The sequence below is a fragment of the Mesorhizobium sp. M7A.F.Ca.AU.001.01.1.1 genome (genome assembly GCF_004022735.1).
GTDB lineage: Bacteria > Pseudomonadota > Alphaproteobacteria > Rhizobiales > Rhizobiaceae > Mesorhizobium > Mesorhizobium ciceri.
This window is the reverse complement of the sequence record NZ_RZPF01001133.1, coordinates 1-1183: the sequence shown is the minus strand read 5'-3', so window position 1 is coordinate 1183 and position 1183 is coordinate 1. Positions and strand designations below refer to the sequence as shown.

The 1183-nt window shown below is 58.6% G+C and carries 1 protein-coding gene and 1 pseudogene; both read right to left on the bottom strand.

Going from position 1 to position 1183, the window contains the following annotated elements; all coding sequences use genetic code 11:
* Positions 1-192, bottom strand: a pseudogene (locus tag EN884_RS36485) (hypothetical protein); the annotation flags it as partial.
* Positions 193-279: 87 nt separating this feature from the next.
* A partial coding sequence (locus EN884_RS36480) for a divalent metal cation transporter (protein ID WP_128361153.1) occupies positions 280-1183 on the bottom strand: 904 nt, incomplete at its 5' end.

The window sequence follows — 1183 nt, the reverse complement described above, 5'->3', positions numbered from 1 at the left end:
TCCCATGCCTGCGGAGGCGACAGCCTCGATTTGATCAACCATGGCTTTCTCGAAGCGGTCGAGGCTGTCGCCTCCGCAGGCATGGGAAAGGCGCAACAGGGCTTCGTTCAGCATCAACGGAGCGAAATGTGCTGAAGCTTCAAGCCTGAGTTGCCTTAAACGGTCCGGAGTTGCGGCCTGCAACTTTGACATGGACAACCTCCTTTCTCCCACAAGCGTCTCAACGGGATTTGACCGCCGATGTTCCACCGTGCCTGAACATCTGTCATGCCATGCGAGCTACAGGAACCAGCTTGCCACCAATCCCGCCGACGCCGCAAAAATCGCCAAGGTCGTCACGCCGCCCAGGATGTTCGTGCTTGTGCTGTTGACCTTGTCGCCCATGATCTTGCGATTGTTGGTCATGATGAGGATGAGAAGCAGCAGCGGCGGCGTTGAAAATCCTTGCACGATGCCGGACCAGACGAGAGCTTTCATCGGGTTGAAGCCGAAGAAATTGAGACCCACCGCCACCAGCGTTATGACCCCGATCGCGATGTAGAATTTGGGAGCCTGCCGGGGTTTGGCATGCAGGCTATTCTTCCATCCCATCGCCTGGGCGAAATCGAAAGCAGCGCCAGCGGTCATGATCGGCACGGCCAGGAAGCCGACGCCAATTACACCGGCCGCAAAGAGAATGCCGGCAGCGTCGCCGGCAAGCGGCCGCAGCGCTTCGGCCGCCTGTGCCGCTGTCTCGATCTGCGTGTGTCCGGCCTTGTAGAGCGTCGACCCGGTCGAAAGGATGATAAAATACATGATCAGATTGGAGAACGTCATGCCGATTAGGATATCGCGGCGGGATCGGCGCAGTTCACCCTCGGTGGCGCCTTTGCGCTCTTCGAGGCTCGTTCGACCCTTGGCGATCTCCTCCTCCACCTCCTGATTGGACTGCCACGTGTAAAGGTATGCGGAGAGAGTGGTCCCGACGATGGCGACGAGGATGGACAGGTACTCTCGGCTGAACTCGATTTGTGGCAACAGCGTGCCACGCAGGATGGAAGCGGCATCCGGTTTGGCAAGCACCGCGGAGACCACATAGGCAAGCAGAGCCAGAGCCAGCCACCGGAACACATTTCGGATCAATTTGTACGATCCGAGCACCTGCAGGGCAAAAATGACGACCGCAACGGCAGTGACGACCAAC